Origin of the sequence: Salimicrobium humidisoli, assembly GCF_002295105.1 — a bacterium.
Taxonomy (GTDB): domain Bacteria; phylum Bacillota; class Bacilli; order Bacillales; family Halobacillaceae; genus Salimicrobium; species Salimicrobium humidisoli.
On sequence record NZ_NSGH01000016.1, the window covers coordinates 1 to 15,704 of the forward strand.

General features: G+C 46.6%; 15 protein-coding genes. 11 read left to right on the forward strand and 4 right to left on the reverse strand.

The window, feature by feature from the left end; translation table 11 throughout:
• Positions 1–203 precede the first annotated feature (203 nt).
• The 3 genes from CKW00_RS10125 to CKW00_RS10135 all read right to left on the reverse strand — a co-directional run bounded on the left by CKW00_RS10125 (position 204) and on the right by CKW00_RS10135 (position 2,049).
• On the reverse strand, positions 204–908 hold the full coding sequence (locus CKW00_RS10125; RefSeq protein WP_095822459.1) for an NAD-dependent protein deacylase: 705 nt from the start codon (positions 906–908) through the stop codon (positions 204–206).
• Positions 909–919: 11 nt separating this feature from the next.
• Positions 920–1,657 (reverse strand): oxygen-insensitive NADPH nitroreductase, encoded by a 738-nt coding sequence (gene nfsA, locus CKW00_RS10130; protein ID WP_095822460.1) that lies wholly within the window; start codon positions 1,655–1,657, stop codon positions 920–922.
• 128 nt (positions 1,658–1,785) lie between these two features.
• Positions 1,786–2,049 (reverse strand): hypothetical protein, encoded by a 264-nt coding sequence (locus tag CKW00_RS10135; protein WP_008589575.1) that lies wholly within the window; start codon positions 2,047–2,049, stop codon positions 1,786–1,788.
• Positions 2,050–2,193: 144 nt separating this feature from the next.
• Here CKW00_RS10135 and CKW00_RS10140 point away from each other — a divergent pair, with 144 nt between their 5' ends.
• Positions 2,194–3,120 (forward strand): manganese-dependent inorganic pyrophosphatase, encoded by a 927-nt coding sequence (locus CKW00_RS10140; protein WP_008589576.1) that lies wholly within the window; start codon positions 2,194–2,196, stop codon positions 3,118–3,120.
• 51 nt (positions 3,121–3,171) lie between these two features.
• On the opposite strand, the gene CKW00_RS10145 is transcribed toward CKW00_RS10140, so the two are convergent.
• Entirely contained in the window at positions 3,172–3,759 is a 588-nt protein-coding gene (locus tag CKW00_RS10145; protein ID WP_095822461.1) for a GNAT family N-acetyltransferase, read from the reverse strand.
• 90 nt (positions 3,760–3,849) lie between these two features.
• On the opposite strand from CKW00_RS10145, the gene corA reads away from it, so the two are divergent.
• The 10 genes from corA to CKW00_RS10195 all read left to right on the forward strand — a co-directional run bounded on the left by corA (position 3,850) and on the right by CKW00_RS10195 (position 15,618).
• Positions 3,850–4,791: a magnesium/cobalt transporter CorA gene (gene corA / locus CKW00_RS10150; RefSeq protein WP_233129765.1), complete on the forward strand. Its 942-nt coding sequence runs from the start codon at positions 3,850–3,852 to the stop codon at positions 4,789–4,791.
• 255 nt (positions 4,792–5,046) lie between these two features.
• Positions 5,047–5,574, forward strand: a complete 528-nt coding sequence (locus CKW00_RS10155; RefSeq protein ID WP_095822463.1) for an HD domain-containing protein — start codon at positions 5,047–5,049, stop codon at positions 5,572–5,574.
• Positions 5,575–5,713: 139 nt separating this feature from the next.
• Complete coding sequence (locus tag CKW00_RS10160; protein ID WP_095822464.1) at positions 5,714–6,649, forward strand: pyridoxal-phosphate dependent enzyme; 936 nt, start codon at positions 5,714–5,716, stop codon at positions 6,647–6,649.
• 17 nt (positions 6,650–6,666) lie between these two features.
• Complete coding sequence (locus CKW00_RS10165; protein WP_095822465.1) at positions 6,667–8,337, forward strand: PucR family transcriptional regulator; 1,671 nt, start codon at positions 6,667–6,669, stop codon at positions 8,335–8,337.
• A 221-nt stretch (positions 8,338–8,558) separates the two neighbouring features.
• The gene (locus CKW00_RS10170; RefSeq protein ID WP_095822466.1) at positions 8,559–9,767 is read left to right on the forward strand and encodes a M24 family metallopeptidase; all 1,209 of its coding nucleotides are present in this window, start codon (positions 8,559–8,561) and stop codon (positions 9,765–9,767) included.
• Between the two features lie 23 nt (positions 9,768–9,790).
• Positions 9,791–10,729 carry a cyclodeaminase gene (locus tag CKW00_RS10175; protein WP_095822467.1) on the forward strand — a complete coding sequence of 313 codons (939 nt, stop codon included), beginning with the start codon at positions 9,791–9,793 and terminating at the stop codon, positions 10,727–10,729.
• 5 nt (positions 10,730–10,734) lie between these two features.
• A complete protein-coding gene (locus tag CKW00_RS10180) occupies positions 10,735–11,934 on the forward strand; it encodes a cystathionine gamma-synthase family protein (protein ID WP_095822468.1) in 1,200 nt (399 codons plus the stop codon).
• A gap of 11 nt (positions 11,935–11,945) precedes the next feature.
• Complete coding sequence (locus tag CKW00_RS10185) at positions 11,946–13,103, forward strand: M20 metallopeptidase family protein (RefSeq protein WP_095822469.1); 1,158 nt, start codon at positions 11,946–11,948, stop codon at positions 13,101–13,103.
• A 1-nt stretch (position 13,104) separates the two neighbouring features.
• Positions 13,105–14,157, forward strand: coding sequence for a homoserine dehydrogenase (locus tag CKW00_RS10190; RefSeq protein ID WP_095822470.1), 1,053 nt, complete (start codon positions 13,105–13,107; stop codon positions 14,155–14,157).
• Between the two features lie 12 nt (positions 14,158–14,169).
• A complete protein-coding gene (locus CKW00_RS10195; RefSeq protein ID WP_095822471.1) occupies positions 14,170–15,618 on the forward strand; it encodes an aldehyde dehydrogenase family protein in 1,449 nt (482 codons plus the stop codon).
• Positions 15,619–15,704: the final 86 nt, after the last annotated feature.

Sequence of the window (15,704 nt, forward strand, 5' to 3'; positions counted from 1 at the left end):
TGAAGTGTACCCCAGAGAGCCCTCAAGATATTCCCTTACCACCTTTACCTTAAATTCTTCACTATACTTGGACATAAAAACACCCCGGAAGTTAGATTTTTTACTCTAACTTCCGGGGTTCACTACCATAAGGGGCACTTTTTTTCGTGTCCATTATTCGGGGTATAGTTCATATAATAAATGTCCGGGGGTTTTGAAGTACATTATTTTTTCAGTTGTTCTATAACTCTGGATAAATCATCATGAATATGGTAATCGAACATATAGTCCATCGACGTAGGATGATTATTGATCAGCACTTTGGGACCGGTTGCTGCCAGAGGGAGCATATTGAATGGCATGACGCTAAGGGACGTACCGAGGACGAGAAGCATATCCGCCCGTTTAACCATTGTTTCGGCTTTTTCGTGTGAATGTATCATATCCCCGAATAGAACGACATCCGGTTTTAACACGGCTCCGCATGCGCAGACCGGAACATCTTCAGCCAGTATCTTTTCGAAAGAATACGTCGTATGGCAGTCGGGACAGGTAGCTGTTTTCAGAGTACCGTGGTATTCCGTAACATTTTCGTTTCCCGCTTCTGCATGCAGACCATCCACGTTTTGAGTGATGATATTTACTTCTCTGCCTTCCTTTTCAAGGCTTTTCAGGTAACGATGCACCTGGTTCGGGCCGTAATTCTGAAGCAGTTTCAGTCGGAATATCGACTTGTAAAATTGCCAGAACCGTTCCGGATTTTCGTGGAAATAGTCTGCCGACATAAGCTCTTCTCTGGATTTGTCTTCCGTCCACAGTCCTTCACTTGAACGGAAATCAGGGATACCGCTTGCTGTCGACACCCCCGCGCCCGTTAATACGGCAATATTATCGGAATTGTTGATAAGAGACTTTATTTGCTGGATCATACTCTCACCCTTTATCGTTTGTTGAAACCTTTACTTTTTAAAAAGTCCGTGACATCCATTCGGACGGGTTTTTTGAACCTGCACTGCATCTGAAGGGTCCATGTGTCGCGACGCTGGTTGGAGGACCTTGATGCATAGTAATTACTTATATTCTGATTAAACTCTTCGATTATTTCTTTATGGTCTTTATATTCATTTTCAAAATACACAGCTTCCATCGGTAATCTCGGTTTCTTCTCAGGTTGTTCGGCCGGTACGCCGACAGCTATACCGAACAGCGGCGCGACGTGCTCGGGCAGGTTAAGAATTTCATCAGTCTTTGTAATATCGTTTCTCAGACTTCCGAGGTAACACATTCCAAGCCCCATTGATTCTGCGGCTATAGCCATGTTTTGAGCAGCAAGGGCGGCATCAATGGCGGCGGTCATGAGATGTTCGGTGTTCTCCAGGTTTTTCTCAACATCGTCCCTGACTTCTTCATCCATTCCATAAGTGATCCTTCTGTAATCGGCACACATGATGAAGAGATGGCCATTATTTGTTACGTGCGGGTGCCCGGATATCTCCTGTAAAGCCTGTTTTTTGTTTTCATCGGTCACCCCGATGATGGAGTATGCCATCATATAGCTTGAGGTGGAAGCCTGCTGGGCGGATTCGATAAGTGTCCGTATAGTTTTATCTTCCAGGGGAGTATCTTCGAACGAACGTATAGAGCGGTGGTTCAAAATCGTTTCTATTGTTGAATTCATTAAAAAAACCTCCTATTGTGCAAATCTTCTCTTTAAAAGTTTAGCATAAAGAGAAAACGATTCGCACGAATAGAAAGTCGGTGGCCGAAGAGGAGGCGGCCGGCTGGAAGAATTACATAGAGGTCAGATTAGTGTATGCGACTGAAAAGTCTTGCGGCTTTTTTGTTTTTCCACTGTATAGTACTCATGTAAATTTGAATCAGACCGAGACCAAGAATAAGTGGTCCAATTGAATAGGCAAAAAAAGGACTGATAAACAGATGAAGAAGTCCAAGCGTAAATTGACGTCCGGTCACTCCATCTTTATAAGACTGATAAGACATGTAACTTGTTCCCAGAAATACAAGGAAAAGTATCCACTTTATCAGCTCATTGGCAAATAGAATCGACATTGGCAAACCTCCTTTATAAGATTGTATTCTTTTAATAATAACACAGATGAGGATAATGTCAAGGGCGATAGAAGGATAGACGTTACCGTTTATTTATTCTATAATCGGTTAGGGTACGTAATAGTAAAGGAAAGGGGTATAAACATGACAAAAACTTTGATTTTTGGACATAAAAGTCCTGATACGGATACGATCTGTTCAGCTATCGTATATGCCGATCTGAAAAAGAAACTCGGGATCGACGTGGAGCCGGTTCGCCTCGGAGAATTGAACGGGGAAACGGAATATGCGTTGAATCATTTTAATCAGGAAGCTCCGCGTCTTGTGGAAACAGTAGCGGACGAAACGGATGAAGTAATTCTTGTGGATCACAATGAGTTTCAGCAGAGTGCGGATGATATCGATCAAGTCGAGATCAAGGAGGTCATCGATCACCATCGGATAGCCAACTTCGAAACGAAAAGTCCGCTTTATTACCGTGCAGAGCCCGTAGGCTGTACAGCTACAATCTTAAATAAACTATATAAAGAAAACGATGTGGAGGTCTCGGAGACGATGGCCGGACTTATGGCTTCCTCCATTATTTCCGATTCGCTTCTTTTTAAATCACCGACCTGTACAGATGAAGATGAGAAAGCTGCCAGGGAACTTGCAGAGAAAGCAGACATCAATCTTGAAGAGTATGGACTTGAAATGCTGAAAGCCGGAACGGATATCAGTGACAAGTCCGCGGAAGAACTCATCTCCCTGGATGCAAAAGCATTTGATATGGGTGAAAAAAATGTAAGAATAGCCCAGGTGAATACGGTAGACACTTCGGATGTGCTGACGCGGAAAGCGGAACTTGAAAACGCTATGCAAAAAGAAGTGGACGAGAACAATTATGATCTCTTTGTTTTACTGATTACCGATATCCTCGACAGTGACTCCACAGTACTTACAGTAGGAACGGAGAAAGAGTCGGTGGAGAAAGCTTTTGACGTTAAGCTCGAAGATGACCAGGCTGTACTTGAAGGTGTAGTTTCACGTAAAAAACAGGTCGTGCCACCACTTAACAAAGTATTCGGCTGAACTGTTTCCATTAAAAATGCTGCCCCGAAAGTCTGGACGGGCAGCATTTTTTTATTCGTCATGCATGTCTTCCTCAGGGAGGTACCACTCTTCCCGCAATACGCCGAAGCGTACGGAATCGTAATAGGAATCACGGTAAAGGTGGGCCTTTCTTATTCTGGCCTCTTCTTTCATTCCCAGTTTGGAAGCAAGCTGAAGCATCCGGTCGTTTTTGGACCAGGTTCTTATACCGATTCTTACGAGAGGCATGGCTCTGAACAGATAGTCGATCCACATGTTAAGGGCTCTGGTTCCTATCCCCTTCCCCCAGTAGGCCGGATTGTAAATGCCGATCCCGACTTCAAGCCAATAGGACAGTTTTTCTTCCCAGTAATAGACGACGGTACCGACGATTTCCCCGTTCGTTTCTATCACAAGTCTCGAATCGACTTCGTTTTCGGATAATCGCTGCTTTCGGGCGTTTTCTCTGTTTGTGTAACTTTCCAATGTGTGAGGTTCCAGCGAGTAAAACGGGGCTTCGTACTTTTTCCAGAGCGGTTCCTTCTCTCCATGAATCAGCTGATACAGGAGGGGGAGGTCCTCGTCCCTGATACTTCTGAGAGTGATGTCGTTTTTTTGTAAGTTGATTTCTCTGACCATAGTTATATTATACCTTCCTTTTTCATTAAGTATATCAGATTATGCAGGTGCTAATGTGGGAATATGAAGAGGGACGAAAGAGGTGAATTTATGTTACATAGCTTAGTATACGAATCTGAAAGCGGACTGCAGAGCGGTGAATACGTAAACCGGACAACTGCATCTTACGAGTGGAAATGGGTGGACTTCGACAGTCCGGCCGAAAATGAGAAAAAAGTGCTTGAAAGTGATTTTTCCTTTCACCCTCTTGCGGTGGAAGATTGTTTCCAGGATCTGCAGCGCCCCAAACTGGATGGGTATGGGGATCATACTTTTTTTGTGTTGCATACACTCGACCCCCACACACTTGAAAAGGGGGAAATCGACGTATTCTTAAAAGAGGGGCTGCTCGTCACCTATCATAAGAAACCTTCGTCAGTTATCGAAAAAGTGAAGGAGCAGGTAAAGCAAAGACCCGAGCGTCATGATGAAGCAGTTATACTTCACAAAATTCTTGACCAGGTGGTGGATGCCTACTTTCCGATCATTTATTCCATCGAGGATCAGATTAACGATCTCGAAGATAACACCAACGATTTATCGATGGAGGACATGCTGGAAGAATTGTTCGACCGGCGTTCGGAACTGCTCCGGATGCGTCAGACGATACACTCCATGAGAGACATGGTGTATCGCATGCTTTATACGCATGATCTCGAAAATGTTTACGAACATAAAGAGTATTTTCGGGATATTTATGATCACTTACTGAAAGTTTCCGACATGATCGCCTCAAACCGGGAAATGACTCAGGATATAAGGGACAGTAACTTGTCTATGACATCGCACAGACAGAACAAAACAATGCAGTTTCTGACGGTTGTATCGATGATCTTCCTTCCGCTGACGTTTATAGCAGGCGTGTATGGAATGAACTTTGCTTACATGCCTGAGCTTCAATACCAGTACAGCTATTTCATCGTCTGGGCGTTAATGATTATTATGGCGTTTGCCATGATAGTGTTTTTCAGGAAAAAAGGCTGGTTTGATTAAAAGCTCCCGACAGGCGTAATGATGCAGCAGCCGGCTCACTAGTTGAGAACGGGCTGCTGTTTTCGTCTGCTCACCTGTTCAGCCATTGTTTCACAAGATGCCCAGGGAAACAACGGAAGTGTGCAGTTGTTCAGGCAGCGGTTCATCTCTGCTTATAACGGAACAGATAAAGGTTGGAAGAATAGTTTTAAATTTGCTCATAAAGGGGAATAATGCTATATTAAACAGTAAAAATTCGGGGAGGAGACGAGGGAAATGGTAACGTTAGAGAACATTTTTTCTCACTGGATAACAAAAAAATACCTTCAACGCTCAGGCATCTATCATGCGATAACGGTAGCTGAGACCGCTTTTTCTCTTGCACGGGAACGTGACCTTAACGAAGAAATTGCTGCAAAAGCCGCTCTTTTGCATGATGTCGGTCATTATGAATGGTATACGGATGGAAAATGGAATTACGACGAATACCGTAAACACGATATACATGCAATCAAAGGTGCGGAACGGGCTCACAAACTTCTTATCCGGCTCGGGGAAGACAGGGAAACGGCCAAAGAAGTCTCTCTTTGTGTACTGCTCCATACGGACAGCTATCTACCTTTCGCTCTCGGATCACAGCGTTCTCCGTTGCAGAATGCAGTATGGGAAGCGGATACGCTGAATGAGGAGGAGCAGGGACGCCATCATTACAAAAAGATGGAGAGGAAGGAAGCCGTCCGCCGACTTCAGAAGTTGGATGAACAGATTTTTCCAGTAGAAAATCCGCATGCAGGAAGCGTTTGAAAAATGTCGTCTCTACGGTTAAGCAGGGGATGACTTCATAGTTTATTTTCGTTACAAAACAGGGTGTGCGCTTTAAGCGCGCACCTTTTTTCATGTATACTATAATTACTTATCAGAAAAATCCGAAAGGAGGGGTGTTATGCAGCTGCAGCAGTTTTACAGAGCGAAACAGCGGATCGATTCTCTGATAGAAAAAACCCGCTGTATATATTCGGACGCTCTGTCAAAAAAGACGGGAGCGAACGTGTATCTTAAACTGGAGACGGAACAGCCCACGGGGGCATTTAAACTGAGAGGGGCTGCCAATAAAATAAAAGGTCTCACTGAACTGGAGAAAGCGAAAGGAGTGGCCACGTTTTCAACAGGCAACCACGGCATTGCTGTCGCCTATGTGGCACGGGAGGAAGGCATACCTGCGACTATATGTATCTCTGAAAGAGTCCCCGACGTAAAGAAGAAACGTCTGGAGGAGCTTGGCGCCCGGGTCGTCGTTACCGGCACAAGTCAGGATGAAGCCGAGAGGTACTGTTATTCCCTTCCGGAAGTAACGGTAGTCCCCCCGTTTGATGACGAAGCAGTAATTGCGGGACAGGGGACGATTGGAATTGAAATAATGGAACAGTGCCCGTCTGTGGATCACGTGTTAGTCCCTCTTTCCGGAGGAGGGCTGATGTCGGGGGTAGGAACGTGCCTCAAAAAGATCAATGAAGCCATCAAGGTTACCGGGGTCTCCGTAGAAGGGGGTGCCGTCATGCATGAAAGTATCGAAAGGGGAGGTCCGGTTACACTTCCCGAAAAGGATACGCTTGCTGACAGCCTTCTCGGCGGGCTCGGGAAGGAAAATACGTTAACTTATGAGATGACGAAACAGGTGATGGATGAAAGCGTACTTGTCGGGGAAAGACAGATTGGAAACGGAATCGAATTCATGCTGGACAGACACAAAATGCTGGTAGAAGGTGCGGCTGCTTCCGGGGTCGGATGGATACTGGAAGAGCGGCTGCCGAAGGGAGAAAATGTAGTCATTTTAATAACGGGGAATAATATAGGGGCGGAAGTACTGAAACAACTGTAGAGGCCGGGTGATACGTAATGGGACTGCTTATGAACGATATAATGGAATTGCCTGTAATGGAAAAATCGACGCTTCTCACTCCTTCTTCTTTACTTCATAAACAAATGGTGGAGTGGATCAGTGTTATCGAAACGCCGGTAGAGGACTTCGTCAAACAGAAGGAGTTCGTGCTTTCGACCGGAATGGGATGCAACAATGATCCGAAGTGTCTGGAACAGTATACGAGAGACGTTATTGATTCGGGAGCATCCGCTATCGGTTTTGCTACGGGGAGGTATATTTTCACCATCCCCGATACAATTGTAGAAGAATGCGAGAGGAATGGGGTCGTACTTCTGGAAGTTCCCTGGGAGGTCAGGTTCGGAGATATTATGCAGGAAGTTCTGCAGGCAATTTCTGAAGAAAAAAGAGAAGAGCAGCGATTTGTGGAACATATCCGTCAGGAAATGGTGGATTGTGTGCTGAACGGAGAAGGGCTGAAGGAAATTTCGTCATTGGTATACGAACACACTTCCATCCCCGTCGCTATAAGTGATAAAGATCGCAACGTACGTGCCAATCATTATTTCGACAGGAAAATGATCGACATTTTGAATCAAAACGAGGCAGGGGCGTACCGTTCCGTGCCTTTTACTCAAACATCTTATCTTGAACATCACTACCCGATAGAGAAATATGAATTCGACAGTGGAGAATGTTATCAGTTAACTATTCTATCCAACCACAAAAAGCAGGGATATCTCCTTTTCAAAGAAGGGAAAGGGGCATTCAGTGCCTCGGATCTCACTATACTTGAGCATGCCGTTACTGCCTGTGCTCTTTTCTTTGTGAAGGAGAACGCCATCGAAATGACGGAAATCAGGCTGAAAGATAATTTTCTGCTCGATCTTGCACGGGAGAATAAAGAAATCAGTGACGGATTAATGGAAAAAGGGCATCTGCTCGGATATAATCTGGAGAAACCTTACGTTTGTATTGCAGGAGACCTGCAGTTCTCCAAGGAGATTCAGACGCACGTCACCTCCATCGACAGTAACGTGGCTTCTTCCTCTATGCACAGCAGAAACTATTACGTCCAGTCGGAAATCCAGCATGCGGCCGACCAGATAAAAAGGGAACGGATGACCGCTTTCGAGGATGGTCGGGTAATTATATTTCTGGAGGCTGATAAAGAATCTTATATGGAGACGACCCATCAGTTTCTTGATCTCGTGGAGAGGCGGCTGCATGAATTACTTGCAGGTATTACCGTCTCGTGGGGGATCTCTTTTCACGGGGACGGGGTGAAGGTCTTTTACGAAAGCTATCAGGAAGCCGTTACGGCACTCAGATTCGGGTACAGGCGTGAAGAAGCAGGATTTCGTACATTTTTTGCTGATACGAAGGTTAACCGTTTATTGCTTTCCATTTCAAAAAACGAAGAAGTGGTCGATCTCGTCACGTATACTTTAAAAGATCTTATAGAGTACGATGAAAAGAGACAGGCGGACCTCCTGCACACTTTTATGGTATACAACAAGTACAATTCGAACGTAAGTCAGACTGCCCGGGCCATGAATCTTCACCGTCAGTCGCTGCTTCACAGACTGAGAAATATTGAACGTCTGACCGGCCTCTCCCTGCTCGAAGCAGACGATTTCTTTTTGCTGGAATTAAGTGTGAGAATGTGGATGTTAATCAAAGAATAAGCAGAATATACGGAGGGCTTTGGAATTCATTCTGAAGCCTTCCGTTTTTTTATGTGCTCCATATAAAGAAAGGGGAGGTACATTCCACGCAAAAGTATGACACATTTGTACGAAAGAAATAATTGAATATTCATACAATTAGAACATTATATTCGGACTTTTTATAACGTAAAATAAGATATAGAAAGTTGCAAAGATCAAAGGTAAAGGAGGGGATAACCATGGTGCTTCCGTTCGACATTACGGAATATCAGAATAGGCTGGATAAAACGAAGAAGCGTATGGAGGAGAACGGGTTGGAAGTCTTGTGTATAACGAACCCGTCAAACATGAATTATTTAACGGGGTATGATGCATGGTCGTTTTATGTTCACCAGATGCTGATTGTAATCATAGACGAGCCTCAGCCCCTGTGGATCGGGCGTACGATGGACGCCAACGGTGCTAAAGCGACTACATGGATATACAATGACAATGTCATCGCCTATCCTGATTACTACGTTCATTCGGATGTATACCACCCGATGGATTTCATCGGAGAGATTTTAAGAGAAATCGGACAGGGAAACAGGCGGACCGGAGTGGAGATGGAACAGTTCTATTTTACGGCAAAGTCTTTTCAACGACTGCAGGCTGCCCTTCCTGATGCTGTTTTCTCCGATGCATCGAACCTTGTGGGTTATGTAAGACTCATTAAGTCCGACCAGGAAATCGAGTATATGAGAAGAGCCGGAATTATCGTAGACGAGGCGATGCGGAAGACTATCGACTATATCCAGCCCGGTGTCAGGGAGAATGATGCAGTTGCGAAGTTATATTATCACCTGATAAGCGGCACTCCCGAATACGGGGGGGACTACCCGGCGATTGTTCCGATGATGCCGACGGGGGACCATACCTCCATGCCCCACCTTACCTGGTCCGACCAGACATTCCAGGAAAACTCTCCGGTCGTCATCGAAACGGCAGGCTGTTATAAACGTTACCACGTTCCGATGGCCAGAACGATTTCTCTCGGTGAGCCGGGAGAAAGGCTCAATTACGTCGCCTCCGTTGTGGAAGAGGGGATAAGGAAGACCCTGGAGGTGATAAAGCCGGGAGCCAGATGCAGTGATCTGGAAGCCGCATGGCGCAATTCTATTAAGCAGTACGGTTTTGAAAAAGAAGCAAGGCTCGGGTATTCGACAGGTTTATCCTACCCGCCGGACTGGGGCGAGCATACGGTTAGCATAAGAAAAGACGACCATACGGTGCTCGAACCGAACATGACGTTTCACATTATTCCGGCTTTGTGGTTCGAAAATGATGGAATAGAAATTTCGACGACGTTCCGCGTTACAGAAACAGGGTATGAGCTCTTCACGACTCATCCTCTGGAACTGATCAGAAAAGAGAATTTCGGCTTCAACACTGATTCAATAAGCTCGTAAAGGGGGGGACTGTTATTGAAGTAATTGACCGCAGCACGCTGGAAGAAAAGCTTTTACTGACCGGAGATCTGGTATCTGTAATCGAAGAAGCTTTCACCGCACTGGCGAGCAGACAGGTGATTATGCCTGAAATTATGAGAATAGATATCCCTGAGTTCAATGGAGAGGTTGATATTAAATCGGCTTATATTCCGGGATATGATAGCTTTTGCGTGAAGCTCTCCACCGGATTCTTTGATAACCCGAAAAAAGGATTGCCGACTTCGAATGGAATGATGATTCTGATAGACAGTGAGACTGGAGAAATCCTTAAGATTTTTGCGGATCAGGGTCTTTTGACTGATTTAAGGACTGCCGCAGCCGGAGCTGTAGCAGCAAAACATGTCAGCAGGGAAAATAGTGAGTATGCCGGAATTATCGGGACCGGCTCTCAGGCGAGATATCAATTGGAAGCGCTTACTATCGTTCATCCTTTAAAAGAGGTCCGGGTGTGGGGAAGATCACGGAAAAAGGCTGAAAAATTCAAGGAGGAAATGGAGGAGAAACTCGGACTCCCTGTTACTGTCACGGCGACTGCTGAAGAAGTCGTGAGAAAAAGCGATATAGTCGTCACCACGACTCCCGCCAGTGAACCGATTGTGCAGGCAGAGTGGCTGCACCCGGGTCTTCATATAACAGCCATGGGCTCGGACGCCGAGCATAAACAGGAACTCTCTGAAGAAGTTTTGGCGACAGTGGACGTCGTTACATGTGATTCCCTGCCGCAGTCCAGAAGGCTCGGGGAACTTCGTGCCTGTAACGACAACAATATAATAGAGAATACGATCGAACTGGGCGAGATTACCGGCAAAGGGGTCGCCGCCAGAGAAAATGAAGAGCAGATAACAGTGACCGACCTTTCTGGCACGGGAGCCCAGGATACGGCAATCGCAAGATATGCTAATCAAATTATAGGAGGATGATGACCATGACACAAGGTAAATTCAGTACAAGATCCATTTGGGCAGGAGAGAAAGATCAGCTGGCTTTTGGCGCGACGCAGGTACCCGTCGTTCATAGCGTTTCCTTCGGTTATGAGGATATGGACGAGTGGTATGAAGTAGCCACAGGCAAGAAGAAAGGTCACATTTACGGAAGAAATACGAACCCGACCGTGGAAGCATTCGAAGATAAGATCAAAAATCTCGAAGGGGGAGAGGCTGCCACCAGCTTTTCCACCGGGATGGCTGCTATCAGTAATACACTGAGTACTTTCCTTTCTCCGGGGGACAGAATCGTTTCCATTAAAGACACTTATGGAGGGACGAATAAGATTTTCACCGAGTTTCTTCCGAAAATGAACGTGGACGTGGAATTGTGCGAAACAGCCAATCATGAGGTGCTCGAAGCCGAAGTGGAGAAAGGATGTAAGATCCTGTATCTCGAAACGCCTACGAACCCTACGGTGAAAATCACCGATATCGAACGAATGGCCAAAGTGGGGAAAGCCAACGGGGCTATCGTAATCGTCGACAATACGTTCGCCACCCCTGTAAACCAGAACCCGCTCGACCTTGGAGTCGATCTGGTTATCCACAGTGCTACCAAGTTTCTGGGAGGCCACGCAGATGCTCTTGGCGGCGCGCTTGTGGGTTCCAGGGAGCTGGTGGAACAGGTGTATCATTATAGAGAAATCAATGGAGCCACATTGGATCCTATGTCGGCCTACCTGCTGCTCAGAGGTATGAAGACGTTGAAACTGCGCATAGATCAGCAGAATAAAAACGCTCATGACATCGCCGAATATCTGAAGACATTTGATATTGTGGAAGATGTATTTTATCCGGGGCTTGAAGAGCACGTGAACTATGATATCGCTAAAAAACAGATGCATGGTTTCGGAGGTATGCTCAGTTTCTCCGTAAAAGGAGGAGTAGAAACGGTGCGCGAGCTCATTCCGGCTCTGCAATTTGCCAATAAGGCTGCGAACCTGGGAGCCGTAGAAACGATCGTCGGACCTTCGCGTACAACTTCCCATGTGGAATGTACACCGGAAGAAAGGGCAGCGATGGGCATACCGGAAGGACTGATCCGTTACTCGGCCGGAATTGAAGATATAGAAGATCTGAAAGCCGATCTGAAGCAGGCTTTCGAAAAAGTCGAGCAGAAGGTTTCTCCGAAAAGCTAGGAGGAATGGAGATGTATGGACCGGAAACTTTATTTGACCACATGGTGGAATGGCGGCGCCAACTGCACCAGCATCCGGAACTCAGTTTCGAGGAAAAAGAGACAAGTGCATATATAGCGGAAAAATTAAAAAAGCTTGAATGCTTCGAAGTTCACGAACAAATTGGAGGCTACGGTATTGTGGCCGTCATTTCGAACGGAGAAGGACCGGTTGTCGGAGTGCGTGCAGATATGGACGCACTCCCCATCACTGAACAGTCATTCGCCGGCTATGCGTCAGTGAATGAAGGGGTGATGCACGCCTGCGGTCATGATGCTCACTGTGCCATCCTTCTCGGCGTAGCTCACTGGGTGAAGGAACACAGAGAAATGATCACAGGGACGATCAAGCTTATCTTCCAGCCAGCCGAAGAGGCGGCGGATGAAGAAGGGGAGACGGGTGCCGAGAAAATGATCCGCTCCCCGCTTCTTGAAGATATAGACGCTGTATACGCTCTGCATATGTGTCCGTGGTTGCGCACGGGAGAAATTCAGGTGAACGACGGACCGAGCATGGCTAACAATGATGAATTTCATATTACGATTTTCGGAGAAGGAGCACACGCCGGCTACCCTCACCAGGGAGCGGATCCAATATGGATGACCACGCAGTTTCTGCAGACAGTCTACAGCATGACGGGGCGTAGGATGCATCCGCTGGAAGTGGGTACGATTAGTGTAGGACAAATTCATGCCGGAACCGCGAGTAATATTATCCCTGACCGAGTGGATATATACGGAACGATGAGGTCATATACGGAGCAGGTCCGGCATCAGCTGGAAAAAGAATTGCTCGAAAAGATGGATATGATCCATTCACTCGGAGGCCAGTACCAGTGGAAGATCCAGAAAGGGGAGCCAGCTCTCATTAATGACGAAGAACTTAATGAAGTAGTAAGAAAGGCAGCGGCGAACTTTGAAATATACAACGAGCCCTTCGGCATGGGAAGTGAAGATTTCAGCCACATGGTCAACCGCTTGAAAGGCACCATGTTTTTCCTCGGTTGCGGGCTGGAAAAGGAACGGATGCTTCACCATCCGGACTTCGATATTGATGAGCAGGCCCTTCAGAAAGGCCTTGATATTATGGTAGGAATCTTACAATCCTACTGGAAGAACCAGGAGGGATAGAATGACGAATATTGCAATGATCGGTTTCGGCGGCGTAGGTCAGGCCCTCGTCGAAATACTTGAAGAGAAAGCGGAGAGCCTGCAGGAGCGATATGGACTTGAAACGAAAATCGTAGCCGTATCGGACCTGATGAAAGGCTCCGTATATCAGGAAAAAGGTCTCGACGTGCAGCAGCTGCTCGAGTGTATAAGAAAAGACGGCTCGGTCGAAAATTATCCGGAACAGCCGGGAGTCGTAAAGGGTCTCTCCAGTATCGAAACGATAGAAACGACAAATGCAGACGTCATCGTGGAAGTGACATTCACGGATGTCAATACAGGAGAACCTGCGATCACCCATTGCAAAAAAGCGTTTGCCGGTAAAAAAAGCGTAATTACTACGAACAAAGGGCCGGTAGCCCTCGCCTACAATGAACTGAAAGGGATGGCCAGAGACCACGGGGTGTTTTTCGGATTCGAAGGCACGGTCATGAGTGGTACACCGGCCCTCCGGATGCCTGAAGAAACTCTGGCCGGGAATGATATCAACAGAATCAGCGGCATACTGAACGGCACCACCAATTATATTCTGACGGAAATGGAAAAAGGAAAAACGTACGATGAATCCCTTGAACAGGCGAAAGCCAACGGCTACGCCGAAGCCGACCCGACTAATGATGTGGAAGGGTATGATGCAAGGTATAAAGTGTCGATCTTATCGAACTATCTGATGAACCAGCCGCTCGATTATAAGGATATCGAATGTAGGGGTATAACGGAAATGAGAATGGAAGACGTGGAAAATGCCATGGCTAACGGGGAAAAGTGGCGACTCATCGGAAAAGTGGAAAGAAACGGGGACGGCTCTGTCACCGGAAGCGTAGCTCCCGAGAAAATTAAGGAAGATCACCCCCTCGCCGGGGTAAGCGGGGCGACTAATGCAATACTGTATGAGTGCGACCTTCTGGGTCCTGTGTTATTGACAGGAGCAGGGGCCGGAAGAAAGGAAACGGGCTTTTCGCTGCTCATAGATCTGATTCATTATCATAAGGAACGAGAGCCTGAAAAGCTGTAGAGGAGGGAAGGTATGAAGACAACAAGAACCGAGGAAGTGAAGATGCTGTTAGCAGGAGAATGGGTACAACGGGAAGAAACCATCAGTGTAATAAATCCTCAGAACAACGAGTGTATTGCGACGGTGCCGAGAGCATCGAAAGAGGATATGAAATATGCTATTGAATCTGCCCATAAGAAATTCAGGTCCCTCGACTCGTGGCCTGTCCATGAAAGGATCCGTATATTGAAATACGTAAGCCGCTATGTATCAGACAATGCCGAATCATTTGCCAGAACGATTGCTTCAGAAAGCAGCAAAACGATAAATGAAGCGAGAGGAGAAGTTGCGCGCTCCGCTCAGACGCTCGAAATTGCCGCAGAAGAGGCCAGACGGATGCAGGGGGAAACGATAAACTTCGACCAGGTGGAAGGAAACGAAAATAAAGTCGGTTATTACTATCACTTTCCGGTAGGAGTAGTAGGAGCTATCACTCCATTCAATGACCCTTTGAATCTTGTCGCCCACAAACTGGGTCCCGCCATTGCCGGTGGTAACGCAGTCGTTTTAAAACCTGCTTCCGAGACCCCTTTGAGCGCTCTGAAACTTGCCGAAGCTTTTACGGAAGCCGGTCTGCCGGAGGGGATGCTGTCGGTAGTGACCGGTCCTGGAAGGGAAATCGGTGAAGAACTGGTGAATCATCCGTATATCAAGGCGCTCTCGTTCACAGGCGGTACGGATGCCGGGAAAAAAATCACCGAGAAGACCGGTACCAGACACGTCAACATGGAACTGGGTTCAAACTCTCCGGTCATCGTTCTGAACGACGCTGATTTAAAAGATGCCGTCGCAGCCTGTACAGACGGAGGATTCAGTGCGGCCGGGCAGAATTGCATCAGTGTACAGCGAGTCTATGTGGAACAGGACTCCTACCCGCTTTTCCTTGAGGAATTTATTAAAGAAACGAAAAAACTGAAGATGGGGGATAAATTCACCGAGGACACGGATGTCGGTCCCCTGATTTCAGAAAAAGAAGCAAAACGTGTAGAACAATGGATTCATGAAGCAAAAGCAGGGGGAGCAAGGATTGAAACCGGGGGCACAAGAAGTGGAGCTTATGTGGAACCGGCCATACTCACTAATGTTCCTCCGGATTCTACAATCGCCAAAGAGGAAATATTTGGACCCGTGGTCCTCGTGGAGCCGGTGCAGAACCTTAAAGAAGCTGTAGATAAATCCAATGATGTTGAATACGGCCTCCAGGCAGGGATTTTCACAAGAGACGTAAATCGTGCGTTCTATGCGGTACAGAACCTGCAGGTCGGCGGAGTTATGGTCAATGACAGTAGTGATTTCAGAATCGATGCCATGCCTTTTGGCGGAACGAAAGACTCGGGTATAGGCAGAGAAGGAGTGAAATTCGCTATAGATACCCTCACAGAAAAGAAAGTTGTAAGTTTTAAACTGAGCAGCCCTTTCTGAATTGAGTTGCACAACCGCCCGCAATGAGGGCGGTTTTTTTTTGTAACTGCAGTTACAGGAGAATATATGTTCAAGAAGTGCGGGAA

What these genes read in the sequence shown, in the direction of transcription:
- CKW00_RS10125 (WP_095822459.1), bottom strand. Translation starts at nt 908, where the DNA reads ATGATCCAGCAAATAAAGTCTCTTATCAACAATTCCGATAATATTGCC.
- nfsA (WP_095822460.1), bottom strand. Translation starts at nt 1,657, where the DNA reads ATGAATTCAACAATAGAAACGATTTTGAACCACCGCTCTATACGTTCG.
- CKW00_RS10135 (WP_008589575.1), bottom strand. Translation starts at nt 2,049, where the DNA reads ATGTCGATTCTATTTGCCAATGAGCTGATAAAGTGGATACTTTTCCTT.
- CKW00_RS10140 (WP_008589576.1), top strand. Translation starts at nt 2,194, where the DNA reads ATGACAAAAACTTTGATTTTTGGACATAAAAGTCCTGATACGGATACG.
- CKW00_RS10145 (WP_095822461.1), bottom strand. Translation starts at nt 3,759, where the DNA reads ATGGTCAGAGAAATCAACTTACAAAAAAACGACATCACTCTCAGAAGT.
- corA (WP_233129765.1), top strand. Translation starts at nt 3,850, where the DNA reads ATGTTACATAGCTTAGTATACGAATCTGAAAGCGGACTGCAGAGCGGT.
- CKW00_RS10155 (WP_095822463.1), top strand. Translation starts at nt 5,047, where the DNA reads ATGGTAACGTTAGAGAACATTTTTTCTCACTGGATAACAAAAAAATAC.
- CKW00_RS10160 (WP_095822464.1), top strand. Translation starts at nt 5,714, where the DNA reads ATGCAGCTGCAGCAGTTTTACAGAGCGAAACAGCGGATCGATTCTCTG.
- CKW00_RS10165 (WP_095822465.1), top strand. Translation starts at nt 6,667, where the DNA reads ATGGGACTGCTTATGAACGATATAATGGAATTGCCTGTAATGGAAAAA.
- CKW00_RS10170 (WP_095822466.1), top strand. Translation starts at nt 8,559, where the DNA reads ATGGTGCTTCCGTTCGACATTACGGAATATCAGAATAGGCTGGATAAA.
- CKW00_RS10180 (WP_095822468.1), top strand. Translation starts at nt 10,735, where the DNA reads ATGACACAAGGTAAATTCAGTACAAGATCCATTTGGGCAGGAGAGAAA.
- CKW00_RS10185 (WP_095822469.1), top strand. Translation starts at nt 11,946, where the DNA reads ATGTATGGACCGGAAACTTTATTTGACCACATGGTGGAATGGCGGCGC.
- CKW00_RS10190 (WP_095822470.1), top strand. Translation starts at nt 13,105, where the DNA reads ATGACGAATATTGCAATGATCGGTTTCGGCGGCGTAGGTCAGGCCCTC.
- CKW00_RS10195 (WP_095822471.1), top strand. Translation starts at nt 14,170, where the DNA reads ATGAAGACAACAAGAACCGAGGAAGTGAAGATGCTGTTAGCAGGAGAA.